Source organism: Alkalimonas delamerensis (genome assembly GCF_030717955.1).
GTDB classification, from domain to species: Bacteria; Pseudomonadota; Gammaproteobacteria; order Enterobacterales; family Alteromonadaceae; genus Alkalimonas; species Alkalimonas delamerensis.
In genome coordinates this window covers 17086-40980 of the sequence record NZ_JAUZVY010000002.1, presented here as the reverse complement: position 1 = coordinate 40980, position 23895 = coordinate 17086, and the positions used below count along the sequence as shown (strand labels likewise).

The following is a 23895-nucleotide window of genomic DNA, read 5'->3' as shown; positions in this document are numbered from 1 at the left end:
TAGAGCCCGCTATTTGCTGGTATGAATAACCTCATCAATGATCGAACTCTTTACTTTGGAGTGAACTTTTTAGAATGATTGCTACAATTCAAATTGGTCATCAAACAGTTGGCCCGGACCAGCCACCTTTGATCATTGCTGAAATGTCAGGTAACCATGGTCAGAATCTCGATAAGGCAATGGCTTTGGTAGATGCAGCAGCTGCTGCAGGTGCTCATGCACTGAAACTACAAACCTATACTCCAGATACCATTACGCTTGATGTTCATGATAGGGAGTTTTTCATTGAAGATCCAACAAGTCTTTGGCAAGGAAATTCACTCTACAATCTTTACAAACAGGCAATGACTCCATGGGAGTGGCATCAACCGATTTTTGACTATGCCAACAGTAAAGGCATGCTGGCTTTTAGTTCTCCTTTTGATTTAACTGCTGTTGAGTTTCTGGAATCACTCAATGCCCCTTGTTATAAAATTGCATCTTTCGAGAATATTGATCACGCTCTATTAGCCGCGGTTGCCAAAACAGGCAAGCCTGTGATTATGTCAACTGGAATGGCAACACAAGCTGAGCTCGCTGAATCTGTTGAAGTATTGCGCGGCAATGGCTGCAAGGACCTTATTCTACTTAAGTGCACCAGTAACTATCCTGCGCGCCCAGTCGATGCAAACTTGCGCACTATTCCGCATTTAGCACAGTTATTTAATTGCCAGGTCGGATTATCCGACCATACCCCGGGAGTCGGTGTATCGGTCGCCGCAGTCTCACTAGGCGCGACCGTTATTGAAAAACACTTTGTACTTGATAGAAGTGGTGGTGAAGTTGATGCCGAGTTTTCGCTGGAACCAAATGAGCTAAAAATGCTGGTAGATGAAACAGCTCGCGCCCACTGCGCTCTGGGAAAAGTTCATTATGGCTGTACCGATAAAGAGATTGCCTCAAGGCTTCACCGTCGCTCACTTTATATCGCAAGAGATATGAAAGCCGGTGAAATATTGACTGTAGAAAATTTGCGGTCAGTAAGGCCAGGACTTGGGCTCCCCCCTAAATATTTGCAACTTGTTCTAGGTAAAGCCATTAAAAAGGCTACAGAGAAAGGAACTGCACTGACATGGGATTTATTATGAATGCAACTGATGCACTTGTACTGTTTGGAGCCAGTAAAGCTGGAGAAACATACCTCGAAAAGCATCCCGACTATAACATAGTCGCATTTGTCGACAACGATAGTAAACGACATAACCAGCGTATCGGACAGATCCCAGTTCTAGCACCAGAAACTCTCAAAACAATACAATACGACAAAATTGTTATAACTAGCTTGTGGATCGATAGCATTTTTCAACAACTGACTAAAGAGCTAGGTATCGCAGCAGAGAAAATTTATGTTCCTAATAAGAAAGAGCTAAAATCTGAGCAACCATTCAGTCATCCCCAAACCCTGGAGCTCGGCCATCAATTAATCATTATGCTAAGTGAGCTCTTCAGAGAGCACCAAATTAAGGCTTGCATTGATTCAGGAACCCTTCTCGGCATAATGCGTGAAGGAAGGTTACTAGCCTGGGACGATGATATTGATTTCGCCATTGATGATGCGGATTTTGATAAAGCGCTTACTGTCCTAAAACGCTTTCCAATGTTGGCACCGTTGCAAGATAAAGTCGACTGGCAAGCTACATTGCTCCGACAATCTGGTGAAGATGTGTGTCTTAATATTGAATTCAAACCAAAGCCTGGTTGCTCTTTAGTGCCGTTCGAAACCAGCCTGCAACGTCGTAAATCAGTGAATGGCCGCTCGGAGTTACTTTCGTCGGCCGGGATTTTTTTCGCACCAGAGCATCACTTTAATACTTTAGAAACGATCAACTTTGGCGGGCACGCCATTTCTATTCCATCTGAAGCGGTCAATTTTCTAACGTTTATGTATGGTGACTGGCAAACACCGAAAAAGTCTATGACACTGAATGATTACGATAACAGACGATCCATCATTGAAACTCAACATAGAACAGTCTCTATTTCAAAACTTGCCTTTTGGTAATGAAGAATGACAGCTAGCGACAAACTTAAAGTTCTTCTTACAAGTGCCGCAGCAAAAGTTCCGTTGTTAAATGCCTTGCGTACTGCAGCAAAACGGATTAACAGCTCAGCACTCATTGTTGCTGGAGATAGCAACTCTCCTGTTGTTAGCCAGTATTTTGCCGACGATTTCTGGTTAATGCCGCATTCAACCAAAGCATCAACCAACGATATCATTGCCGGCTTAGTGCAGCGGAAAATAAGCCATGTTCTGCCTAGCAGGGATGGTGAGCTTTTATTTTGGGCAAGATTAAAGCCCCAGTTGGAAGAACAAGGTATCCGCGTACTTATATCCCCCGAAAGGGCCGTACAAAGTTGCCTTGATAAACATGAATTCTCCAATCAACTTATTAGTAAAGGTTTCCCCGTGATACCTAGCTTTGAAGAACCTGCTGGCGATAGTCCTCTTTGGGTGGTTAAGGAGCGCACTGGTGCAGGCAGTCAAAGTCTGGGCCTGGCACTTGATACAACTGCAGCGCTGCAGCATGCAGCAGCATTAAAGCAGCCTATTTTCCAACCTTACATTCAGGGTCGTGAGATCAGTATCGATGCCTGGCTCAATTGCGAAGGGAAGTTGAAAGCGAATATTTACCGCTACCGTGTCAAGGTACAGCATGGTGAGTCACAAATTAGTCAAACAACCCCCCTACCCCAGTATGATGCCATGATCAGAGATGCATTGCAGACATTGCAGTTGACAGGCCCGGTAGTTATGCAAGCCATCATCGACCGACAACAACAATTGCATATTATCGAATGCAATTGTCGCTTTGGAGGCGCTTCCACACTTGGTATTAGAGCTGGTGTTGATAGTTTATATTGGAGTCTGGCTGAAAGTTGTGGATTAGATGTCAATGCAATGCCATTTACACCAGCCTCAAATCCAATCACTCAAGTGCGCTATGCCGGAGATTTGTACTTGTGATCTATATTTTTGACTTAGATGATACCTTATATGAAGAGCGCCAATATGTAAAAAGTGGCCTATGGGCCGTTGCCCGCTTTGCTGCCATAACATGGCAGCTGAATGAGACAAAAAGCTTCGAAACAATGTTGCAGCTACTCGACACACAAGGCCGTGGTCGTATTTTCGATGATTGGCTGGCACAGCATAAACTTGCTACTAAAGGCAATATAAAAGCTTGTATCAGCTGTTACAGGCTGCATGAACCAAAGATAAGTATGCCAGAGGAGCACCATCAACTACTACTCCAACTGCCAAAGCCCCTCTACTTAGTTACAGATGGAAATAAAATTGTACAGCACAAAAAAATACAGGCATTGGGTATTGAGCAATATTTTAAGCGCATTTTTATTACGCATCGATTTGGAGTAAAAAATGCCAAGCCTTCAACACACTGCTTTAAGCTAATAAAACAAGAAGAAAAGTGTGAATGGAATAATATGACTTATATTGGTGACAACCCTTCGAAGGACTTTGTAAACCTGAATAAGTTAGGTATGCATACAGTTCGAGTTTTAACCGGTTCGCACAGAGATATGGTTGTAAGAAAAGGTTATGATGCTCAAAACTCATTGATGCAGCTAGTTGACCTTAAAAGTTTGAGGCAACACAAAGAAAATACAGCAAGCATGTAGATTTTTAATCTACGTGATGCGTAGCACTTAAAAAGTCATTACAAGCTATAAAATACAAGGGCGTTGCGATGGGAAATAGTATCATTTTGCAACAATGCTTCTGCAAGAATCAACACTACCCGAGCAGCCAGACTGAGCTACTGGCACAGCTACGTGATTGGCAACAACAGGGTGAGCCTGCACATTGTCTAGCTAAACGGCATGAGCTGTCCGCCCTGTTTTACCAGCAACAGGTTAAAGCAGCCGATCTAATCGTCGCCCTTGTACGACAAGGTGACAAATAAAGCCCGACATACTGACGGCGAAGCCATGCTGGTTTTTCATTTAGCCAAGTTTAGTATCTGAGGTTAGAGTACATTATGAAAACTGTAATTACCTACGGGACATTTGATTTGTTTCATATCGGTCACGTCAATCTTTTAAAACGCGCCAAATCACTGGGCGATCGATTGATTGTTGGGGTATCCACTGATGAGTTTAATCAGAGTAAAGGCAAAACCACCCTGGTGCCTTATGCCCACCGGGCAGCAATACTAGAAAGTTGCCGCTATGTTGACTTGATCATTCCTGAGCAAAACTGGCAACAAAAAAGGCCTGACATTGTGCAACACAACGTGGATATCTTTTTGATGGGCGATGACTGGCGCGGTAAATTCGATGAGTTGTCCGATCTATGCCAGGTGATTTACCTAGATAGGACCAAAGATATCTCTTCCACCGCAATGAAACAGGCCATCAATGTGTTCGTCCAAATGCAAAAGGATTTTCTGTAATCAGCTTAAGCAGAAATGAACTAAAGACTTTTATCGCAGTGACTTAACAACTAAGAAATATTTGAGTACATAGAGATAGATATTTGATAACCGTATTCGTAGGCACTCAGCGATAGGCTATGTCAGCCCGGCACAGTTTATCGTAATTGCGCATAACCGGGTCTCTACTTCTTATAGGCAAAAAAGTCTTGATGTAGCAAGGTAGAAAGCCAGGTCTAAAGGGCGCAAAAAAGCGATTCCAGCAGAATTTTGTCGCCATAGTTGGTGCGAAATTTGCTTGTCAACAACGAAGAATAATGAGTGAGCATGAGCATGTTCAAATACTTTATAACCCACGAACTCAACGGAAACGGTACGCGAATTAAATTCATTGCTAACACGCCCTCACTAATCAATGACTTACTAGGGCATGAATGGCACCTATGATGGTTCAAGCAATGTTTAACTGGTGGCGATAGAATAGCGCCGTCAGGTGAAGCCTTCAAATTTTAGTTTGGTTTCGTATGACGTAGATTAGGAGTGAGAGTTGAGAATGTTTGGCTGGAAATCGATACATTGAAGGATTTAAATTATTATACAGATATGCTTCAAAGTGGGAAAAACAAAAATTTATTTAAGTTACAGAATTAACTATACCATAAGGTTGTATAAAAATTGATTCGGTTTAATATTTAAGATTAATTTTTCTACAATGGCAGCGAGTTTCGTTACCTGAGCCTAGAAAAATCAATTTAATAAAACGGGGGTTTTATGAAGAAGGTTGTACTATTTGGTGCAGGCGCAGGTGGTAAGCGAGGTTTAAATTACTACAAGAACGAGAGCGGTACAGAAGTAATCGCAATTTGTGATAATAACGTTGCGCTACATGGTTTAAGTATTGGAGGTGTTTCCGTTATTCCGGTTTCCGAACTGAGGGGATTATGCTTTGATGAGGTGGTTATATGCAGTATGTTTTTCAAACCAATACTAACTCAACTTAAAGAAATACAGATCGAGGAAGAAAAAATAAAAATTGCGCCTGCCAGGGTCGTGAAAGGAGTATCCCCAATGGGTAGAGGGGACAAGTACATGTTATCAAAGGTGTTACTAAAAGAACTATCAAATCTTTTGCAGAAGAATCATATACCTCATTACATTGACCATGGTACTTTGCTTGGTATAGTGCGTGACAACGATTTACTGCCATGGGATGATGATGTCGATTTAGGCTTGCCATCGGAGTATGCTGATCAAGCTTTTGACTTAATAAGTATTTTCCTGAAAACCTTTACGTCAGATTTTTCAGAAAACAATAGATGGAGGGCTTTGAAAATAGATGGTGATTTGGATACCCCTGAGGGTAGAAAAAGTTGTTGTAGAATTATAAAAATTTACAACGAGGATGATATCAATAATCCTGTAAAATATGTTGATTTTTTTATCACCTATAAGGTAGGAAAAAAACGTTACTGGAAGGTCGGAGATTGTACACTTTCCGTACACAGCGAAATTGTAGAAGAATTAAATTTACTTCCATTTGAAGATCATTATTTACCAGCCCCAATAAATAAAGAAGATTATCTAACCTGTTTATATAAAAACTGGCGCGTACCAAATAAAGAGTGGAGTCATAGCCAGTATAATAATATATGTTAGAACGGCCGCAGAGGAAAAGCCGTTCAGCCCAGATTGGAATGTGCAGCGGATTGTTTTGAGAATAACGCATAATTTATTTGTTTTTCTAAAAAATAAAGCTAGTTACTTGAAAAAACATTAATTTACAAGCGTAACACCAGCCACAGCTGCGGTGTGATTGGTGGATGAGTTGATCAGTAAGGCCAGAGCTTTTGCAGTTGCTCGTTATCACTAATCTTTGGCAGCTCAATCAGGAATCGGCACAGAGCATCGTGAGTTGCTATTGTGCTTCTTACTGGCAGCAGCTGTATGTATTTAGGGTGGATGTTTTTCAGCAACCGGATTTGTGCAGGCACGAACTCCAGCTGCTCACTGACGTCTTCGACGATTTTATGCAGTCCATGGCCGTAGCAGACTCAGGTTTCTCTCTGTAAATACAATCTCGACGCACTCTTTTACAGTATGCGGATTGATACTTAAAATCCCAAAGTCTTATTTGACACAAATCTAATGAACATCTACTTTTTTTCTTCTTTTGGTTTAAACATTTTTTGTACGTTTACATCATCAAACTTTAGCGGTGCAGTTATAAATTCCTGGCTAGCTTGCTTTATATAACTACACCAAATTTGACGAACTTTGTTAAAAGTGTCAAGCACGTCAGTGTGTTCATCAGATATGCTGGATACCAACTTTGTTAGTACACCGCCAAAGTAATTCGTACTGCCATAAAATAAAGTGAAGGTAGGATCTTTGCTATTTCTGGTAGATTCACGAAGAAGCTGCCATTGCTTTTCAACAAAATTTAAAGCAGAAGCCTGGTCGCTGACATCATGCTCAAATAGTGCCAGCCAATCAGATATCGTTTGTTTAAAAGCATCTCTATCAATCTGTGAGTAAATCTGATCTGCCCAAGCAGGATCTATTGTGCAGAATGCATCCTTATGCAGTTCGTCCAGTAAGGTCGTTTTTTCTCCAAGGCTGTTATCAAGGAGTATATTTTCCTGTCGAAGTGGAATAGCTCCCTCAATGGCTACACCATTACTGCAATTATAAATCTCAACTTTTCGCCCTGCCTTACGAATCGCCTGCTCCATTAGCTTTCGCGATACATCAAACTCTCGTTTCGTAAAAACAAGGGGGATAAAGTTACCTTTGGCCGGAATTCCACCACCATGAGCCTTTTGATAATCATAAATTTCACTGCCATCTTTACGATAATACGCGGACGACTTTGAGTGATGGTAACGAACATCAATAAAGCCTAAATCTACCCCAAACAAATAAATAATTTCGCTGCCCAAGCGTAAAATATAATTCATAACAAGGTTAGCCACCGTAGGGTAAGCATAGCTTAGAGAAGCGATTTTCACCCCACGCTTTTCCAGAGCTTTCTGAAACCAGAAAGTAGATGACTCTCCATCTTTGAAACAAAGAAAGACATCTTTAAACAAAGCGGCTGTATCTGGATGAATACCATTGACACTCAGCAAATTAATGCCTTTGAGGTAAGAAGGATCTTTAACCTGATTTATCCAGAAGTAAGTCGCCCTGTTTTGCTCAACCTCAGCATGAAAGTCTGGCTGTATTCCGTTTGCGTGCAAAGATCGAAGTGCAGTTCCACAACTAATTATAATTGCCTTCCCCAGGTATTGCTTAATAGTCTCGATGCTGTCATCAAGGCTAGGTCCATTACCCACGACAAAAACAGGAAGTTGAGTTGCTCGCAGCTTTTTATAGCTTTGATTATCATATTTTAGCCATTTATGGCTCTGCTTTAGGCTATTATACGTATGCGCAACCCCATAACGTGCATGATCAAAATACTCGCCAAGAGCTAGTACAACCTTCAACTCAGCACGTAGATCTAAAATAGCCTGCTGCATACTAGGATTGAAATAAGAGCTCAGCATATAAGTATCGGCAATAGAGTAGGCTCCAACCTGGTAAAACTGCGCCATCAGATCATAAAAGTAACTGGAGCCATCACCACCAAGGTTCAGGTAAATTCGGCTCTCAGCCTCGTCTGCCTCGCTCAAAATACCTGCCCAGTCGGTCACCCAAAGTGATGCAGCAAAAAAGTCCAGGTTGGGCTCACAGATATAGAGATTTTTGATGTGACGCTGTTTTACCAGTTGCTCAATATGGCGTCCTAACCCCACACCAAACACAATCAAAGAACCTACTTCATCAGGTAAAACCGTTTGTTGACTCAACTGCCGGTTAATCAAAGGCTCCACCTGAGTCACATGGGTAAAATGGATGTAATGCTTCAGCTTACCCGACACTTTTTGACCAAGAATAATGTCGTCTTTGAAGGGATGATGCACAAAGTAATCGATTAGGGCTGTGGACTCTGCCTCGGTATCCTGATAAAACAATGCCCGGCGTTCAGAGTGGTACAAATTCACCTGCTGATCAACCTTCACCAACTGCCATTGTTTGGCCTGATGCTGCTCTATCGCTTGATGCACCTTGGGGTAATATTGCGCTAATGCCGCCATATTTCGCTGATACAAGGCGTTATCTAAAGTGGCAGCATCAGGCAGACTATTCCCAAGCACATTTGGGTTGCGCTCACTGATAAAGTCATACAGATGATCATAGGGCATGAAGTGTTGCTGAGGGCTGGTTAACACAGCAGCATTGCCGCTGTTTTGCTGGGCAAAGTTAATTACTTTGTCCATCACCGGATGAAAATAATGCCGGTAGAGGTAGCATTTGCTTTGTGTTGTCACAGCGCTTAACTCTGCAAGATCGGCGGGTAAGGAGCTGCCATCATTGCCAAGTTGCAGAAAGATTTGAGTATTCAGAGCCGCAGCCAACTCAAACAACTCAAGCCAGTCATGTGCCTGCAGTGAACAAAACAGCATGTCTACAGAGGGCTCATACACAACTAAATACTTAATACGAACCTGTTGCAATAGCTCTGTTAACTGATAACCAAAGCCCATGCCAAACATGATCAACGTCTCTATTGAAGCGGGCACCGGTTCCGTTTGCCAGCAGCCATCAATCGTTGAACTGCCCTCAATCTCAAAGTAAGGCGCACACTGTAAGAATGAAGCAACCTCTTGCCGTACCTCTTCTACCGGATGCTCACCATAGAGCACTCTGCCGGTGGCAAAATCGACAATATTCAACGCTTCGTGCTTGTTGCAAAACAGCGAATACTGCTGCACTTGATTTTGTTCAACGATATCAATGACTGAAGGGATGTAATGTCGAAAGGCAGCCATATTGGCCGAGAGTGTTTTTTTGATCTGACTGGCAGCGTTTCGCTCCAACTGCTCTTGCAGTTCAGAGTCATCTTGCAGTTGATAATTGATGTACTTGAGCATAGTGTTCCCGAACAGTTACTGCTGAACGGGCAACTATATCGCCCGTTCAGGTATGTTGATTGTAGCGATCCCGCGCTTTTTTTCGCCGCTCTAATTGCAGTAAGTCTGCAGCCATGCTGTCTTTTTGCTTACTCAGTACGGCAATAATACCCTGCAGCCAGTCTAGCTGCTCCTGCAGAAAGATACCATATTGCTGCTGTTCATCAGCAATATCCAGGCCAGACTGTATATGAGAATGAAGTTTAGAAAGTTGTTTTTCTGCAGCCTGATAGTCCGGCAGCTCAGTGTTTAACAGCAGCTCAAGCTCTGCACGAAGCTGCTGATAACCATGTTGCCATGCATCAAAGGAAGGCATCAGAACCCCGAAGCTGTTTGACTTTGACGCTCAGCCTGCATTTGATAGCCTTTTTCCCGCTCTGCTACCGGGATTTGATCCCAAGCGGTTTTAATGGATAGCATCAACTCCATCACATCCGCCACTTTGGCTGCATTGTTTTCGCGGCTGGCCAAAATCAAATGATTGACCATAAAATCGTACAAAGACCACAGATTTTCAGAGATTTCACCTCCAAGCTCCATATCCAAGGAGCCTTGCAAGGCAGAAATAATACTCATTGACTTGGAAATGGTTGCCGATTTACCGGCATAATCTTTCCGCTCCATGCAACCTTTGGCCTTCGCCATATTTTCAAGGGCTCCTTGCATGAGCAATTGGATCACCCGATGCGGATCGGCAACGGCTAAATCATCTTTTACCCCCACCGACTTATAGGCTTTAATACCATAACTCATAAAAGCTCCTTAATTTCGATTTGTGGTTTGGGTTCTAAACCCAGGTAAATTTGACAGCTGGGCAGTGATGGTGGATGCCATGTTCTGCATCGATCCCAGCAAACCATCCAGTGCAGTGTAACGACTGCGCAAAGTTTGTTCATAGCTTTGAATAAAGCGATTCGCAGCCTCTAAATCCTTATTGCTTTTATCAATTTGCCCCCGAAGTGAGTTTTCACGGGTCGCAATGATGCCACCGGATTGCGTAAACTGCTTGGTAAAGTCTTCCAGGCTGGCGCTCAGGCCTTTATCGCCACCAAAAAGGGACGCTATGCCATCAAAGTTCTCATCCAAGGCCCGGTTAAAGCGAACCCGACCAGAGTCGCCACCAAACTCACTGGTCGAAGCAATTTCCAGTTTACCGCTGCTGTTAAAGGTAATACCCATGCTATACAGAGTCGATAACCCTTCATCTGCATCTTCGAAAGCGGAGCCAAGAATGCCACGCAGCTGAGACATAATCGAGCGTGGCAATGGATCACCCGCCAAAGGGCCACCTTGAGCTGTTACCGTTTTGCCATCCGAGCCCAAGGTACGGTTCTTGGTCAACGAATCAATTTGATCCACCAACTCGTTGTAGCTCTTAATAAATGCATTGATCTTTTCTTCAGCCCCTTCTTTATCGGTGTTGATATTCAAAGCGGCGTTGTTGCCATCCGGCGTCACGGCCCGAACCGTCAAGCTGACATCCTGAATCACATTGCTGAAGACGTTGGTATTGCTGCTAGCCAGAATGCCATCAATTTCAATTTCAGCGTTTTGGGCGGCCTGCACTACGGACAGACCGGCACTGGCTCCGGTGGGAATGGTAGAAATACTGTCCAGTTCGGCGTTGTTGTTGCTGATCTGCAAATCATTGCCGTCACCGGTGATGCCAGAGCTAAATACCAGCTTGGTACCGACAGCGCCACCGGCATTAATCAGGTTAACATTGACCCCAAAGTTGTCACTGGCGCCATTAATTTTTTGACGCAGCTGGTTCAAAGTCATGCCTGCGGTGACATTGACATCAAAGCTTTTATCACCTGCGGTGAGCGTGATCACCCCATCGGTGGTACTGACCACATCGTTGGCAGAGTCATAGCTGCCATCCGCGCTCTCCAATCGGCTACCAGCAGCAAGCTGATTCACTTTGACATCAAAGCTACCCGGTACCGCACTGTTGCTGGCAGAGGCTTCCAGAAAGGTTTTATTTTCCTGTGGCTGGGTAATGGTTGCAACCCGCGCTTTCAGGTTGTTGCCACCCAGAGCTTTAATGGAGTTTTGAAAAGAAGAGAGAGCCGACTTCAGCCGGCCCACCCCTGATAGCGACGCTTCTAGAGTTGATTTTGTCTTATTAATCCGGCCCAGTTTGCTATCACGCTCTACCTTAACCAGAGTACTTACCAACTCCTCCAGTGGCAAGCCTGAAGCCGAGCCTAAAAAATTAACTTGCGACATAAATCACCTCTAAACTTTACTGTCCACCAGTAAACCAATGGAACGTCCCATCTCCTGTTGCAACCTCTTCACATCTTGTGCCACTTTTAGCAGCTCTTCCGACGGAATTTGCCGAATGAGCTCCGAGGTCTTGAAGTCAACAACTTTTATCACTTCCCGGCCAGAGGCATCATCGATTGAAAAGCTCAATGAGCGTTTCTGAATGGCAGCAGCATTGTTCATGACTTCCACCGCTTCATTCAGCTCATTTCGGGAAACTTGTTCCAGCTTCCCGCCCTTTAGAGGCTCATCAGGTGCCAGCCGCTCAATCTGTTTCGGCTCTTGCTCCACTTGAAAACGAGCCTCAGTTTTCTCAACTGGCAGTATGGAGCTGGTTACCGATGAGCTATTTAAGGTCATGCTGCTCATATCAGACTCCTTATCGGCACGCAGGGTGAAAACTTAACTGCTGTTTTCACCACCGCATGTTATTAGTTTAACCTAATAACGACAAAGCTGCCTGAGGACGCTGGTTTGCCTGAGCCAATACTGTGGTACTGGTTTGCTGCAAAATCTGCGCTCGGGTAAGCTCTGCAGTTTCACGAGCAAAATCAGTATCCCGGATCCGACTGCGAGCACCGGATACGTTTTCAGAGATGTTGGTCAGGTTACGGATGGTCGCCTGAAAACGGTTCTGCAACGCACCCAGGTCGGCACGGGTACCGTCAATGATGCCGATGGCACTATCAATGGCCGCCAGAGCAGCTGAAGCACCACCTGTGGTAGAAATGCTCAAGTCACCCAAACCAAGTGCAGAAGTGCCATAACCACCGGCACGAGACAGCTTAATATCAATGGTTTGACCGGCGTTGGCACCAACCAGGAACGAGGCCGAGTAAGTGCCATTCAGCAGGTTTTGCGTACCAAACTGAGTATTGGCCGCAATACGGCTCATCTCAGCTTTTAACTGCGTCACTTCTTTTTGCAGGGCCGCACGGTCGGTAGAACTGTTGATGCCGTTCTGGGACTGAATCGCCAGAGTACGGATCCGCTGCAGCGCATTGGTAATTTCATCCATGGCGCCTTCAGCAACCTGGGCAACTGAAATACCATCGTTGGCATTACGTGCTGCCTGATCCAGGCCATTGATTTGGCTGGTCAAGCGATTGGAAATCTGTAAACCCGCCGCATCATCAGCTGCGCTGTTGATGCGAAAACCAGATGACAGACGCTTAAAAGCAACGTCCAGGTTATTGCCTGAATTGAACAGCTGACGTTGCGCATTCAACGACGAGGTGTTGGTATTTACGTATAAAGACATGAGTCACTCCTTAGTATCCGGCAAGGTTCTGCAAAACCTGACTGCCTTCCACTTTGTTCAACATTACGGCCCGACAAAATTGCCGGAGTTCCGTCAGTGGAGCCAAGCTGCAACTTGGCTTAACTCAGGTATCGGCCTGCCAAATGAGAACTTTAGAAAAAAAATTATTTTTTTTGAAAATAAAAAAACCACCCTTGTAGGGTGGTCAAAAAAATAGAGCAAGAGAGTCACTCCGAAGATCCGTTTATCTTGCTCTTTCATTGTTTTCAGCAAGGTCGACTGCAATCGCCACATGCATTTTTTTGTTCAGACTTCTGCTAACGAAGAACAGCCAAAGCCGCCTGGGGTCGCTGATTGGCTTGAGCCAATACCGAGGTGCTGCTTTCCTGAATAATCTGCACTCTGGTTAGCTCCGTTGTTTCTCGAGCGTAATCGGTGTCCTTGATACGACTGCGTGATGCCGATACATTTTCACTGATGTTACTCAGGTTTTTTATCGTGGATATCATCGCATTCTGTTGGGCACCGTAGTCTGTTCTTGCCTCATCTGTTTGCATCAAGGCGGCATCAATCCGTTGCAAAATGTCTTCAGTGTCATCATCCACCAAACTGAGCCCATCCAGATTTAAACCAGCAGCAGCCGTACTGTAACTGTTTGACAACTCGATGCTGACTTTCTGACCAGCGTTGGCTCCGACCAAGAAATCCAGGCTACCGGCCGAACCATCAAGCAGACGGATTCCGGCAAATTCAGTTTTCTCAGCAATGGCGTTAATGCCCTGCCTTAGTTCATCAAACTCTTGTTGCAATGCCTGCTTATCGGCAATGGTATTGACACCATTGTGAGCCTGTATCGTTAAAACACGCATGCGTTGTAATGAGTTCGCCATTTCATCCATGGCACCATCCGTTACCTGTAGCAGTGATATGGCATCACTGGCATTCCGTACGGCTTGATTTAACCCGGAAATTTGATTCTGCAGGGTACCAGTAATCACCAATCCTGCAGCATCATCGGCCGCCCGGTTGATTCGGTAGCCTGAACTTAACTTCTCAAAGGTCGCATTCAAACCTGAGGTTGCATTACTAAGTAACCGTTGGGAGCCAAGCGATGATTGATTTGAATTCACAACCAATGACATATCGTTGCTCCAGTCCAAACGTTTGCACAACCGTTATCCAGAGATAACCAGCTGCCACACACGCTTTACAGCCGGCCTGGCAAAGAGCCCCAAGAGCTCAATGCCAATGCCAGGTTTACAGCATTACTGCAACAAGCTCAGAGCAGCCTGTGGCCGCTGATTGGCCTGGGCCAGTACCGTAGTGCTGGTCTGCTGCAAAATCTGAGTCCGGGTCAATTCAGCCGTCTCCTTGGCGAAATCGGTATCCCGAATACGACTGCGCGCACCAGACACGTTCTCTGAAATATTGGTCAGGTTGCGAATGGTCGCCTGGAAACGGTTTTGAATCGCACCCAAATCGGCCCGGGTGCCATCGATGATGCCGATAGCACTGTCCAACAGAGCCAAAGCAGCAGAAGCACCTTCAACCGTCGAAATAGACAGCTCACCAAGCCCCAGCGCAGAAGTACCGTAGCCACCAGCGCGTGACAGCTTAATATCGATTTTCTGACCAGCATTGGCGCCAACCAGGAAGGAGGCAGAAAAGTTACCTGCCAACAGATTCTGCACCCCAAACTGGGTGGTCGAAGCAATTCGGCTGATTTCCAATTTCAGTTGGGTCACTTCTTTTTGCAAAGCAATCCGGTCGGCAGAGCTGTTGATGCCATTTTGTGATTGGATCGCCAGCACCCTGATCCGCTGCAACGAGTTGGTAATTTCATCCATCGCACCTTCTGCCACCTGGGCTAAGGAGATACCATCGTTGGCATTTCTGGCCGCCTGATCCAAACCATTAATTTGGCTGGTTAGGCGGTTGGAAATTTGCAAACCAGCCGCATCATCCGCCGCACTGTTAATCCGAAAGCCGGATGATAAACGCTTAAAAGCAACGTCTAACGAATTGCCTGAGTTAAATAACTGCCGCTGAGCATTCAGCGATGACGTATTGGTATTGACATATAACGACATGATGTTTCTCCTACATCAGTTAACGATCATAGCCCACCTAAAGTGAAACTACCCACAACCTATATATCGGAAATATTTAGGGAAACTTTAGAAAACAGAAGAAAATAAGCCGCTAAGGAGAAATTTAAATCAAAAACAAAAAAGCACCCTATTTGGGTGCTTTTTTTGTTCAGGTGTTGCTTACTGCAGCAGGCTCAGAGCAGCCTGAGGCCGCTGGTTGGCCTGGGCCAGTACTGTAGTACTGGTCTGCTGCAAAATCTGGGTCCGGGTCAGTTCAGCCGTTTCCTTGGCGAAATCGGTATCCCGGATCCGGCTCCGCGCACCAGACACGTTCTCTGAAATATTGGTCAGGTTGCGAATGGTCGCCTGGAAGCGGTTTTGAATCGCACCCAAATCGGCCCGGGTGCCATCGATAATACCAATAGCACTGTCCAGCAACGCCAAGGCAGCAGAGGCACCTTCAACCGTCGAGACCGACAAAGCTCCTAACCCCAAGGATGAGGTGCCATAACCAGCAGCTCTGGACAAGCGAATATCAATTTTCTGCCCTGCATTAGCGCCAACAAGGAAGGAAGCTGAAAAGTTACCCGACAGAAGGTTTTGACTACCAAACTGAGTGGTAGAGGCAATGCGGCTAATCTCTAGCTTTAACTGGGCAACCTCTTTTTGCAAGGCTGCTCGATCTGCCGAGCTATTAATACCATTTTGCGACTGGATCGCCAGCACCCGGATCCGCTGCAGCGAGTTGGTAATTTCATCCATCGCGCCTTCAGCGACCTGGGCCAGAGAGATACCGTCGTTGGCATTACGGGCCGCTTGATCCAGGCCATTGATTTGGCTGGTTAGACGATTGGAGATTTGCAATCCTGCCGCATCATCCGCCGCACTGTTAATCCGAAAGCCAGATGACAAGCGTTTGAAAGCAGTATCCAATGCATTGCCAGAATTAAACAGTTGCCGTTGGGCGTTCAAAGAAGATGTGTTGGTATTGACGTAAAGTGACATAGCAAGTCTCCTACTAACCTTTTAAATCAATTGATATTTATTGCTTTCAATATCAATTGTCCGATATTTATTTATCGGACACACTGCGAAAAAGTTGAGAGGAAAATTGATATTTTTTTACTTTGTTTGGAAAACAGGGGTTTATTGCGACTTTCCCTTACTTTTCCTGCTTATGATCAACGGATAAAGTCAAACAATGAAACAGCAGACACCTTGGTGAAAGTCGCGGAGATAGCTTGCAGTGCAATTTCCTGCTTGGTAATCTCGGTCAAAGCCTCTGCATAGTCGACCTCTGACAAGTCTGCACGGTACGACTTATTGTTAATCTTCAAGTCTTCATTGGTTTCAAAAACGCTGTCCAGCACATTAACCCGACCACCGATGGTTGCCATAAAGTTGTCGACTTTATCGGATGCGTTGGTAATTTGCACCAAAGCGTCCTGTATTGCTTCGTCCAGCTGAAACTGGTTGGTAGAGGGATCTTCCAGGGCTATCACAAAGGCATTTAAGGTATCCAGAATATTTCTTTTTTGCGGTGGTTCAAGTGAAAAATCCACTTGCCCAGGTACTGCAGGACCGTTGATTTCAATCGAAAGACCACGAAATGAAATGGGCTGGCCAGGCTGGAAGCTACCGGTGACCGGCGGCACTAAAGCAGCACCATTGCGCTGAATTTCATAGCTATCGGGCGCTGTCAGTACCACATTAAAGTTGTTATTGGCGGGGGTCAGGCTATCGTAGTTATCACGATAAAAGTTATCGAACCGACTTTGGTTGGTCACCGATACAAAAGCAGAGGTTGCCCCACCAGCAGCGATAACGGGCGCTGTGGTTTTAAAGCGGGCATTGACATCATCGAATACAAACTTACCACTGTCATTGCCAGGCAAGGCAATGGTCGGTGACAACTGCAAAGATTTCTGACCATCATCCCCTTGAAATTCAAAGCGTTCGGTAATGGGGTTAAACACATAAGGCATGTTCTTATCCTGGTAACCCGCAAAAATATAACCTCCCTCTGCATTTTGGGTGTTCATCAAGTCAAGCAACTCCACCTGAATATTCTTTAACTCGGCTGAGACTGCGCGCCGATCCTGCTCAGTATAGGTTCCATTGCCTGCAGCAATAGCAAGGACCCGAGCACGATCCATCGAGGTTCGCATATTGGTGAGAACGGTTTCTTCCAGTGCCAGATTATTCTTCAGTAAAATGGAGTTATTTTGGTACTGCTCTGTCTGCGCCAGGTTTTGATCCAGGCCCAGCACTTTGGCAGAAGCCGCTGGATCATCCGCAGGCGTTAAAATACGCGTTTGTTTGGTCAGCTGCTCCTGCGCCCTGGTCATTTTGGCATTGGTATTGATAACACCATTAAGTCCCAAATTGAACTTCATATTGAAAGACATGCGCATTGAATTTACCTCACTGCTGACAACAGCGTATCGAAAATGGTTTGCGATGTGGAAATAATCCGAGTCGCCGCCTGATAAGTTTGCTGGAAACGAATCAAGTTCGCCGCTTCCTCATCCAGGCTCACCCCCGACAAGGACTCAAACCAAAGCTGACTTTGTTCCAACAAAGCAGCATTTGCCGCTTCACTGTTGCGAGCCTGATTGGTACGCTCACCAATCAGGCTGACCATCGAAGCATAAGTCTGATTGAAGCTGGCACTGTTCACGCCGCCAGGTGTGGACAATGCATTCAACCGGGTGGTGCTGGTATCGGTTTGCAAACCAGCCAATAACAGGCCATTGCGGTTGTCATTGAAGCCACCGCTGTTGTATTCAATACTGAAGGTATCCCCGATGCTTGGAATACCAGTGATGGAAAAATCAAACCCTACATCGACTCCGGCTTCTGCGAACAGATTCTGATAGTTGGCTGAACCAAAGTTGGCGGTACCAATCATGGCACCACCACTGTCTTCAATCTGAAAACTATCACCGCCGAGATAGGTGACCGTCCAAGGGCCGTTCACCAAGCCACCCGGTGCAGTAAAACCATAGTCCGGCGCAGTGGCAGGTGTGGTATCCGTGACCTGTAGATTGGCTATTTTACCGTTGCCCAAATTTTCCAGTGTTTGATCAATCCGAATGGGCGATGCCAGAGCAATATCTTCCGGCCGGGTGGTGGCCATACCGACCTGACGGGCAGCGGTTGCCAGAGGTTTAAACTCGAATTGGTCCCCCACATCGCCGGTAATGGTAAAAGTAAAACCATAGAGATCCCCGCCCGCATCATCAGCATTGATGGTCGCAGGAAAGCCTGCAACATTCACCAAAACCTCAGAGCCAGGGATCACATTGCCTTTTAAGTCGACAGCTTCAACCCGCACTTCTGTCGCCGATGTGATGGTGAGCCGCAAATCATTGGGAGGGATCTTGCTGCCTTCCCCGGCCTCTACGGTTCCGGTTAGACTGGAGCCTGCACTGTTGCCCTGGTAAGGAAAGCCACTAAAGGTGGGAAGGGTAAAAAGCGGTCCACCCAATTCACCATTTAAGTTCATGCCCAGCTTATTCTGCTCGTTCAAGGCGTCAGCCAGTGACAAAGCCACCTGGCCCAGTTTATTTTGGGTTGGATCCAGGATCTCTTCCCGAAACGCAATCAAGGCCCCCAGCTTGCCACCCAGCTGTTTGACATTGATATCCCGAATGACATTGGTGTTGCCCGACAACTGCAATTGCAGCTCTTTGCGGGAGGGATCCGGATTACCGCGGGCAGCCAGCAAAGAAAAATCGCCATTCTCAACCACCAAGGATTGTCCGGTTGCCATAAACACCAACTTCTCGCCATTTTTGGCATCCAGGGTGCGTATTTCAACCATTTCCGATAACTTCCGGATGGCCTCGTCGCGTTTATCCAACAAGTTCAGTGGGATAGGACGACTGGCGCCGGTGCCATAGCTGGCAATTTCTTTATTCAGCTGTGCGATTTGTTTGATGTAACCATTGGACTCATCAACATAAATATCCAGTTGCTGGTTGATAAACAAATCCTGATCCAACACCAGGGTCGACATGGTGTTGAAGCGATCCAACAAAGCCTCGGAACTGCCAATAATCAACTGCCGATTGGCTAAGGTGGTGGGGTCATTGTTGGCGATTTGGAATTGATCAAACAGCTGATTCATGCCGGTTGCGATGCTGTTGGCCGGATTGGAAAAAAGCGCATCGACCCGGTTCGCTTCATCCAGATACTGCTTGGAATAAGCGTAAGCCGAAGTATCACGTCGCAACTGCTTTAAAGTGAACTCATTGACCAGACGCTCGGTCGTGCCGCGCCCAACGCCCAAGCCTAAAATTTGCGCTTCAAATTCGGTGCGCTGGCGGACATAGCCTTCGGTATTGATGTTGGCAATGTTGTTACTGGTGGTGTTCAGCAAGGTACTGCTGGCCATCACGGCCGAGGACCCTATTCTGAGTAAATTATCCGACATAGTGCAACTCCTGCTGAACCTTTCTACCACCAACCATGGATCCTATCGGCCAGGATGGATTAATCTTGAGTCTGATTGCGCCAGGCCCGAATCGTAGGGCTGTTTAGTACAGACTTTATTTTCTCGGCGTAATTCGGATCTGTGGCATAGCCTGCTGCTTGCAGTTTACGAAAGTATGCCACGCTATCCGAGGCCACTTTCAGCGCATCCTGGTAGCGGGCACTGTTGCGGATAAACTGCACATAGTCCTGCAAACTCTGCTCCGGCGACGCATAGGCGCGAAACCTGGCTTTTTCTTTCTGTGCCACGCCCTGCCGGTACTCCAGGGTATCGACCACTGCCGTGTCCCCTTGCCAGCCCCGACTGGCTTTGATGCCGAACAAATTGAAACTATTTTCGCCATCCGATGTGCGGATCATGTGTTGGCCCCAGCCTGTCTCAAGTGCCGCCTGAGCCACCAGCGCCAGCGGATCCAACCCCAAAGCCGATGCGGCTTCCCGCGCCGCTGGCATCAAGCGGGCTACAAAATCCGAAGGAGAAGACACCTGCCAGCGGCTTTCTTGTAAGAAGTCAGCCTTTGCGGTTTCGGGAGCAGGCTGCATCGCTGCAGACGCTGGTGATGTTGCCGCCTGCCTGACTGCACGCTGGATTGGCTGCGGCATCATCAGCTCGCCCGGTGCCAATGGCTTTGGCTGATTGGCGACGGCGGCAGGATCCAACTGCTGGACGATCAGGTCGGCCAGACCCAAGCTGCCTTGCTGCGCCAAATCCGACGCCAACTGGTTGTCGTGCATATCCCGATAGAAACGCGTGGTTTCGCTGTGCATCATGCCATCGGCTTCAAAATGTGCATTGGCCTCACGCATGCTTTTCAACAGCATGTTCATAAAAATGGCTTCGAACTGCTCTGCCGCCTGCCGCAGTGCTTGCTGCTCATCCTGCCCTGCTGTCTGGCGGATTTGTTGCAAACTGTTGATGTCGTGGTACGACATCGGCTGACGAATCGACTCCATAGCCATGCTCCTAAATCACCACCAGCTCGCCGTGAATGGCGCCAGCCTCTTTTAAGGCTTCCAAAATGGCCATCAAATCACCTGGCGCTGCTCCAACCGCATTGACGGTTCGAACCAGATCGTCCAGCGTCACGCCTGGATCAAATTTAAACATCGGTGAGCGCTCAGGGTTCACATCAATGATGGTGCTTTCTTCAATCATGGTTTCCCCACCCGCTAACGGGTTGGGCTGGATCACGCGAGGACTTTCAGCAATGGTCACCGTCAGGCCACCGTGGGTCACTGCAGCCGGAAATAGCCGGACTTCTTTGCCTATCACAATGGTGCCAGTTCGGGAATTAATAATAATACGGGCTGAACTGCTGGCAGGCTCGAAGGTGAGATTCTCCAACGTCGACAAATACGCCACCCGCTGACTCATATCACGTGGCGCCCGCACCCGAATGGATGAACCATCGAGCGAATAGGCTGTTTCAGGACCAATAAAGTCGTTGATGGCCTCGGCCAGACGCCGCGAGGTGGTAAAATCTGGCCGGTGCAGATTAAAAGTAATGTAATCCCCATCGGCAAAGGGGGATGGCACTTCCTGCTCCACAGTGGCGCCATTTGGGATCCGACCTACCGTTGGGGTGTTAACCATAATGCGGGAGCCATCCATGCCTTCTGCACCAAGTCCACTGACAATTAGGCTGCCCTGCGCTACCGCATAGACCTCACCGTCCAGCCCGACCAGGAAGGTCTGCAATAAGGTGCCGCCTCGCAAGCTGCTGGCACTGCCAACGGATGAGACGGTGACATCAATACTTTGACCTGGTTTGGCAAAAGGCGGCAACTCGGCATGCACCGCCACCGCGGCGACATTTTTGATTTGCGTGCGGGCACCAGGCGGCAAATTAATGCCGAAGTTGGACAGCATGGCCCGAAAGCTCTGCTCGGTAAAAGGGCTTTGTTCGCCAGTACCTGGCAGGCCGACTACCAGACCATAGCCTACCAGCTGATTGCTACGCACCCCTTCCACGTCGGCGACATCTTTCACCCGGGCTGCTTGAACGGTGCTGGTTGCCAGCAAAACGCCCATCAGCAGTAATCGTTGCCAGAAGTTCATACCCTCTCCTTAAAACGGCCAAGCCGGACCTGAGAAGAACCGGGTGAGCCAACCTGGCGATTGACCACCATGAAATGCGCCGGTACCACTGTACTCGATGCGGGCGTTGGCAATTTTGTTTGACTCAATGGTGTTATCCCGCTCGACATCCTCCTGACGGATAATGCCAGTTAACCGAATAAACTCTCTGCCAGTATTGAGCTGCAACCACTTCTCCCCCCGGATCACCAAATTCCCATTGGGCTGCACTTCAATTACATTAACGGTGATATCCCCGGTAAGACTATTGCTCTGATTCGACTTGGCATCGCCTTTAAAATCATTGCTGCTGTTGGTGCCAAGCTGAATGGTATTCAGTTGCCGGCCCCCCAAGCCTACGATGGGATCAATTTGGTGGCTGCTGTCCCGTTGAGTTTCAGTGCGGGCATTTTTCGAGGCCTGAGTCCGCTCGCGCAGCACCACCGTAATAATGTCACCTTCACGGCGGGCCCGACTGTCCGAGTACATGCTATTGGCATAGCGAGCCTGGAACAAAGAGCCGTTTCGTTCGATGGCTCTGGGCGCAGGTGCTGGCGGCATCGGCGCGTAAAAAGGATCGTCTTGCTTGGGCGGCTGCATGCTGGAGCAACCAGCCAGCAAGAATCCAAAGGTAACCGCAGCTAAAACTCGCATTACCGCCTCCATCCGTTAAAGTTGCTGAATAGCAAAGCCAAGCATCTGATCCACCGAAGAAATGACTTTGGAGTTCATTTCATAGACCCGCTGGCTCTCAATCAAATTGACCAATTCTTCCGTCACATTCACATTGGACGTCTCCAAAGCGCCCTGCACAATCAAACCCAGGCCTTCCAAGCCAGGAATGCCTTGCACCGGATCGCCACTGGCCGCGGTTTCACGAAACAAGTTTTGCCCAATCGGCTCTAGTCCCGCCGGATTGATAAAATTGGTCACGGTGATCTGCCCAAGTACCGCGTTGTCGGCTTGTCCTGGGATCCGGGCCGACACCTCGCCATCTTGTGAAATAGTAATGCCGGTCGCTTCCGGCGGTACCACAATGTTCGGCTCTAACGGAAAACCAGCACCGGAGGTGACAAGGTTGCCATCCTGATCCACGGTAAACTGGCCATTCCGGGTATAGGAAATGGTGCCATCAGGCATCAGGATCTCAAAAAAACCATGCCCCTGGATCATCATGTCCAGACTGTTTTCAGTGGTGATCATGTTGCCCTGGGTAAAGTTCTTTTGGGTTGCCACCACCTTGGTGCCTGCGCCAATCATTAAACCATTTGGCAACTCCGAGTTTTGCGATGAACGCCCACCGGGTTGATTCACATTCTGATACAGCAGATCTTCAAACACCGCCCGGCTCTTCTTAAAGCCAACGGTACTGGCGTTCGCCAGGTTGTTTGAAATCACCGAAATATCGCGTTGCTTGGCATCTAAGCCAGTTTTACTGATCCAAAGTGCTGGATGCATAACAGCCTCCCCGCTTAACCCATGATGTACAGAAGCGAGTCTTGCTTCTGATCGATTTGTTGTGCATTGCGCATCATCTTGACCTGCATTTCAAACTGCCGTTGCAAGCTGATCATGTGCGTCATTTCTGCCACCGCATTAACATTGCTGCGCTCCAGAGCCCGGTTGATTAACACCACATCGGGACTTTCCTGCTCTATCACCCCATCTTTGCGGCGAAATAAACCATCCAGCCCTTTCTCTATTTGTGATAGTTCAGGGTTGACCAGTTTGATACGACCGGCCTCAAACAAAGCCTCTGCTGGCGCCCCTTGTGGCAAGACACTAATGGTGCCATCCTGGCCAACCTCAATTTTGGCCAGGGGTAAAGGCAGCTGAATGGGCCCATCTTCGCCAATCACCGGCAGACCACCTGCCGTTTCCAGCATGCCGAAGGCATTGATTTGCAGGCTACCAGCCCGGCTGTACGCTTCCGAACCGTCAGCCGACTGCACCGCAAACCAACCGTCGCCTTTAATGGCAATGTCCAGATCGCGTTCCGTCATCACCAGTGGACCAGCGTCAAAATTATGACCAGGTCGCTCTGTCATCGAAAAGACCCGGGTCGGCAAGCCGGCACCAAAGGCCTGCATGGCTCTGGCTTGCTCAAAATCCGCTTTAAAGCCTGTGGTGCCTACATTGGCCAGGTTATTCGCCCGGACACTGATTGCATGTTGGTTCTCTTTGGCACCGCTCATGGCGATGTAGAGCAAGTTATCCATCATGGGCTCCTGAAAATTAGCGTTAGTAGCAAATA

Annotated in this window: 23 protein-coding genes and 1 pseudogene; 7 read left to right on the top strand and 17 right to left on the bottom strand. The window is 47.2% G+C overall.

From position 1 onward, the window contains the following. The first annotated feature begins 77 nt into the window (after positions 1 to 77). The 6 genes from pseI (at position 78) to Q3O59_RS04700 (ending at position 6086) form a co-directional block, all read left to right on the top strand. Positions 78 to 1127 carry a pseudaminic acid synthase gene (gene pseI / locus Q3O59_RS04725; protein ID WP_369812365.1) on the top strand — a complete coding sequence of 350 codons (1050 nt, stop codon included), beginning with the start codon at positions 78 to 80 and terminating at the stop codon, positions 1125 to 1127. Continuing rightward, positions 1112 to 2041 (top strand): nucleoside-diphosphate sugar epimerase/dehydratase, encoded by a 930-nt coding sequence (locus Q3O59_RS04720; protein ID WP_305944480.1) that lies wholly within the window; start codon positions 1112 to 1114, stop codon positions 2039 to 2041. Before pseI ends, Q3O59_RS04720 begins: the two co-directional genes overlap by 16 nt. Positions 2042 to 2047: 6 nt before the next feature. Continuing rightward, positions 2048 to 3004, top strand: coding sequence for an ATP-grasp domain-containing protein (locus Q3O59_RS04715; RefSeq protein ID WP_305944479.1), 957 nt, complete (start codon positions 2048 to 2050; stop codon positions 3002 to 3004). Continuing rightward, on the top strand, positions 3001 to 3678 hold the full coding sequence (locus Q3O59_RS04710) for an HAD family hydrolase (RefSeq protein ID WP_305944478.1): 678 nt from the start codon (positions 3001 to 3003) through the stop codon (positions 3676 to 3678). Before Q3O59_RS04715 ends, Q3O59_RS04710 begins: the two co-directional genes overlap by 4 nt. Positions 3679 to 4037: 359 nt before the next feature. Beyond that, entirely contained in the window at positions 4038 to 4451 is a 414-nt protein-coding gene (tagD, locus tag Q3O59_RS04705; protein ID WP_305944477.1) for a glycerol-3-phosphate cytidylyltransferase, read from the top strand. Between the two features lie 750 nt (positions 4452 to 5201). Then, positions 5202 to 6086 carry a LicD family protein gene (locus Q3O59_RS04700; protein WP_305944476.1) on the top strand — a complete coding sequence of 295 codons (885 nt, stop codon included), beginning with the start codon at positions 5202 to 5204 and terminating at the stop codon, positions 6084 to 6086. Positions 6087 to 6376: 290 nt separating this feature from the next. Here the strand turns inward: Q3O59_RS04700 and Q3O59_RS15870 are convergent. The 7 genes and pseudogenes from Q3O59_RS15870 to Q3O59_RS04670 all read right to left on the bottom strand — a co-directional run. Beyond that, a pseudogene (locus Q3O59_RS15870) lies at positions 6377 to 6478 on the bottom strand (IS66 family transposase zinc-finger binding domain-containing protein); the annotation flags it as partial. Between the two features lie 105 nt (positions 6479 to 6583). Beyond that, positions 6584 to 9406 (bottom strand): 6-hydroxymethylpterin diphosphokinase MptE-like protein, encoded by a 2823-nt coding sequence (locus Q3O59_RS04695; protein ID WP_305944475.1) that lies wholly within the window; start codon positions 9404 to 9406, stop codon positions 6584 to 6586. A 46-nt stretch (positions 9407 to 9452) separates the two neighbouring features. Continuing rightward, positions 9453 to 9761, bottom strand: a complete 309-nt coding sequence (locus Q3O59_RS04690; RefSeq protein ID WP_305944474.1) for a hypothetical protein — start codon at positions 9759 to 9761, stop codon at positions 9453 to 9455. Then, positions 9761 to 10198 (bottom strand): flagellar export chaperone FliS, encoded by a 438-nt coding sequence (fliS, locus tag Q3O59_RS04685; RefSeq protein WP_228594061.1) that lies wholly within the window; start codon positions 10196 to 10198, stop codon positions 9761 to 9763. The genes Q3O59_RS04690 and fliS overlap by 1 nt, the downstream gene beginning before the upstream one ends. A 9-nt stretch (positions 10199 to 10207) precedes the next feature. After that, the gene (gene fliD / locus Q3O59_RS04680; RefSeq protein ID WP_305944473.1) at positions 10208 to 11677 is read right to left on the bottom strand and encodes a flagellar filament capping protein FliD; all 1470 of its coding nucleotides are present in this window, start codon (positions 11675 to 11677) and stop codon (positions 10208 to 10210) included. 9 nt (positions 11678 to 11686) lie between these two features. Continuing rightward, a complete protein-coding gene (locus Q3O59_RS04675) occupies positions 11687 to 12085 on the bottom strand; it encodes a flagellar protein FlaG (protein WP_305944472.1) in 399 nt (132 codons plus the stop codon). Between the two features lie 67 nt (positions 12086 to 12152). Next, the gene (locus tag Q3O59_RS04670; protein WP_228594067.1) at positions 12153 to 12977 is read right to left on the bottom strand and encodes a flagellin N-terminal helical domain-containing protein; all 825 of its coding nucleotides are present in this window, start codon (positions 12975 to 12977) and stop codon (positions 12153 to 12155) included. Here Q3O59_RS04670 and Q3O59_RS04665 point away from each other — a divergent pair. Next, the gene (locus Q3O59_RS04665; RefSeq protein WP_305944471.1) at positions 12976 to 13194 is read left to right on the top strand and encodes a hypothetical protein; all 219 of its coding nucleotides are present in this window, start codon (positions 12976 to 12978) and stop codon (positions 13192 to 13194) included. The genes Q3O59_RS04670 and Q3O59_RS04665 overlap by 2 nt on opposite strands. A 100-nt stretch (positions 13195 to 13294) precedes the next feature. Here Q3O59_RS04665 and Q3O59_RS04660 read toward each other — a convergent pair whose 3' ends face one another. The 10 genes from Q3O59_RS04660 to Q3O59_RS04615 all read right to left on the bottom strand — a co-directional run bounded on the left by Q3O59_RS04660 (position 13295) and on the right by Q3O59_RS04615 (position 23860). Then, on the bottom strand, positions 13295 to 14119 hold the full coding sequence (locus Q3O59_RS04660) for a flagellin N-terminal helical domain-containing protein (RefSeq protein WP_305944470.1): 825 nt from the start codon (positions 14117 to 14119) through the stop codon (positions 13295 to 13297). Between the two features lie 123 nt (positions 14120 to 14242). Then, the gene (locus Q3O59_RS04655; protein ID WP_305944469.1) at positions 14243 to 15067 is read right to left on the bottom strand and encodes a flagellin N-terminal helical domain-containing protein; all 825 of its coding nucleotides are present in this window, start codon (positions 15065 to 15067) and stop codon (positions 14243 to 14245) included. Positions 15068 to 15247: 180 nt separating this feature from the next. Beyond that, complete coding sequence (locus tag Q3O59_RS04650; RefSeq protein ID WP_305944468.1) at positions 15248 to 16072, bottom strand: flagellin N-terminal helical domain-containing protein; 825 nt, start codon at positions 16070 to 16072, stop codon at positions 15248 to 15250. Between the two features lie 176 nt (positions 16073 to 16248). Beyond that, complete coding sequence (gene flgL / locus Q3O59_RS04645) at positions 16249 to 17481, bottom strand: flagellar hook-associated protein FlgL (RefSeq protein WP_305944467.1); 1233 nt, start codon at positions 17479 to 17481, stop codon at positions 16249 to 16251. 5 nt (positions 17482 to 17486) lie between these two features. Next, a complete protein-coding gene (flgK, locus tag Q3O59_RS04640; RefSeq protein WP_305944466.1) occupies positions 17487 to 19505 on the bottom strand; it encodes a flagellar hook-associated protein FlgK in 2019 nt (672 codons plus the stop codon). 59 nt (positions 19506 to 19564) lie between these two features. After that, positions 19565 to 20518, bottom strand: coding sequence for a flagellar assembly peptidoglycan hydrolase FlgJ (flgJ, locus tag Q3O59_RS04635; protein WP_305944465.1), 954 nt, complete (start codon positions 20516 to 20518; stop codon positions 19565 to 19567). A 10-nt stretch (positions 20519 to 20528) separates the two neighbouring features. After that, complete coding sequence (locus tag Q3O59_RS04630) at positions 20529 to 21623, bottom strand: flagellar basal body P-ring protein FlgI (protein ID WP_369812351.1); 1095 nt, start codon at positions 21621 to 21623, stop codon at positions 20529 to 20531. A 9-nt stretch (positions 21624 to 21632) separates the two neighbouring features. Next, positions 21633 to 22295 (bottom strand): flagellar basal body L-ring protein FlgH, encoded by a 663-nt coding sequence (flgH, locus tag Q3O59_RS04625; RefSeq protein ID WP_305944464.1) that lies wholly within the window; start codon positions 22293 to 22295, stop codon positions 21633 to 21635. Between the two features lie 15 nt (positions 22296 to 22310). Continuing rightward, complete coding sequence (flgG, locus tag Q3O59_RS04620; RefSeq protein ID WP_228593012.1) at positions 22311 to 23099, bottom strand: flagellar basal-body rod protein FlgG; 789 nt, start codon at positions 23097 to 23099, stop codon at positions 22311 to 22313. 14 nt (positions 23100 to 23113) lie between these two features. Further along, the gene (locus Q3O59_RS04615) at positions 23114 to 23860 is read right to left on the bottom strand and encodes a flagellar basal body rod protein FlgF (protein WP_305945104.1); all 747 of its coding nucleotides are present in this window, start codon (positions 23858 to 23860) and stop codon (positions 23114 to 23116) included. Positions 23861 to 23895: the final 35 nt, after the last annotated feature.

Bases quoted from the DNA above. Each gene is read 5' to 3' on its own strand.
- Q3O59_RS04720 (WP_305944480.1), top strand. From the start codon at position 1,112: ATGGGATTTATTATGAATGCAACTGATGCACTTGTACTGTTTGGAGCC.
- Q3O59_RS04715 (WP_305944479.1), top strand. From the start codon at position 2,048: ATGACAGCTAGCGACAAACTTAAAGTTCTTCTTACAAGTGCCGCAGCA.
- tagD (WP_305944477.1), top strand. From the start codon at position 4,038: ATGAAAACTGTAATTACCTACGGGACATTTGATTTGTTTCATATCGGT.
- Q3O59_RS04700 (WP_305944476.1), top strand. From the start codon at position 5,202: ATGAAGAAGGTTGTACTATTTGGTGCAGGCGCAGGTGGTAAGCGAGGT.
- Q3O59_RS04695 (WP_305944475.1), bottom strand. From the start codon at position 9,406: ATGCTCAAGTACATCAATTATCAACTGCAAGATGACTCTGAACTGCAA.
- Q3O59_RS04690 (WP_305944474.1), bottom strand. From the start codon at position 9,761: ATGCCTTCCTTTGATGCATGGCAACATGGTTATCAGCAGCTTCGTGCA.
- fliS (WP_228594061.1), bottom strand. From the start codon at position 10,198: ATGAGTTATGGTATTAAAGCCTATAAGTCGGTGGGGGTAAAAGATGAT.
- fliD (WP_305944473.1), bottom strand. From the start codon at position 11,677: ATGTCGCAAGTTAATTTTTTAGGCTCGGCTTCAGGCTTGCCACTGGAG.
- Q3O59_RS04675 (WP_305944472.1), bottom strand. From the start codon at position 12,085: ATGAGCAGCATGACCTTAAATAGCTCATCGGTAACCAGCTCCATACTG.
- Q3O59_RS04665 (WP_305944471.1), top strand. From the start codon at position 12,976: ATGAGTCACTCCTTAGTATCCGGCAAGGTTCTGCAAAACCTGACTGCC.
- Q3O59_RS04670 (WP_228594067.1), bottom strand. From the start codon at position 12,977: ATGTCTTTATACGTAAATACCAACACCTCGTCGTTGAATGCGCAACGT.
- Q3O59_RS04660 (WP_305944470.1), bottom strand. From the start codon at position 14,119: ATGTCATTGGTTGTGAATTCAAATCAATCATCGCTTGGCTCCCAACGG.
- Q3O59_RS04655 (WP_305944469.1), bottom strand. From the start codon at position 15,067: ATGTCGTTATATGTCAATACCAATACGTCATCGCTGAATGCTCAGCGG.
- Q3O59_RS04650 (WP_305944468.1), bottom strand. From the start codon at position 16,072: ATGTCACTTTACGTCAATACCAACACATCTTCTTTGAACGCCCAACGG.
- flgL (WP_305944467.1), bottom strand. From the start codon at position 17,481: ATGCGCATGTCTTTCAATATGAAGTTCAATTTGGGACTTAATGGTGTT.
- flgK (WP_305944466.1), bottom strand. From the start codon at position 19,505: ATGTCGGATAATTTACTCAGAATAGGGTCCTCGGCCGTGATGGCCAGC.
- flgJ (WP_305944465.1), bottom strand. From the start codon at position 20,518: ATGGAGTCGATTCGTCAGCCGATGTCGTACCACGACATCAACAGTTTG.
- Q3O59_RS04630 (WP_369812351.1), bottom strand. From the start codon at position 21,623: ATGAACTTCTGGCAACGATTACTGCTGATGGGCGTTTTGCTGGCAACC.
- flgH (WP_305944464.1), bottom strand. From the start codon at position 22,295: ATGCGAGTTTTAGCTGCGGTTACCTTTGGATTCTTGCTGGCTGGTTGC.
- flgG (WP_228593012.1), bottom strand. From the start codon at position 23,099: ATGCATCCAGCACTTTGGATCAGTAAAACTGGCTTAGATGCCAAGCAA.
- Q3O59_RS04615 (WP_305945104.1), bottom strand. From the start codon at position 23,860: ATGGATAACTTGCTCTACATCGCCATGAGCGGTGCCAAAGAGAACCAA.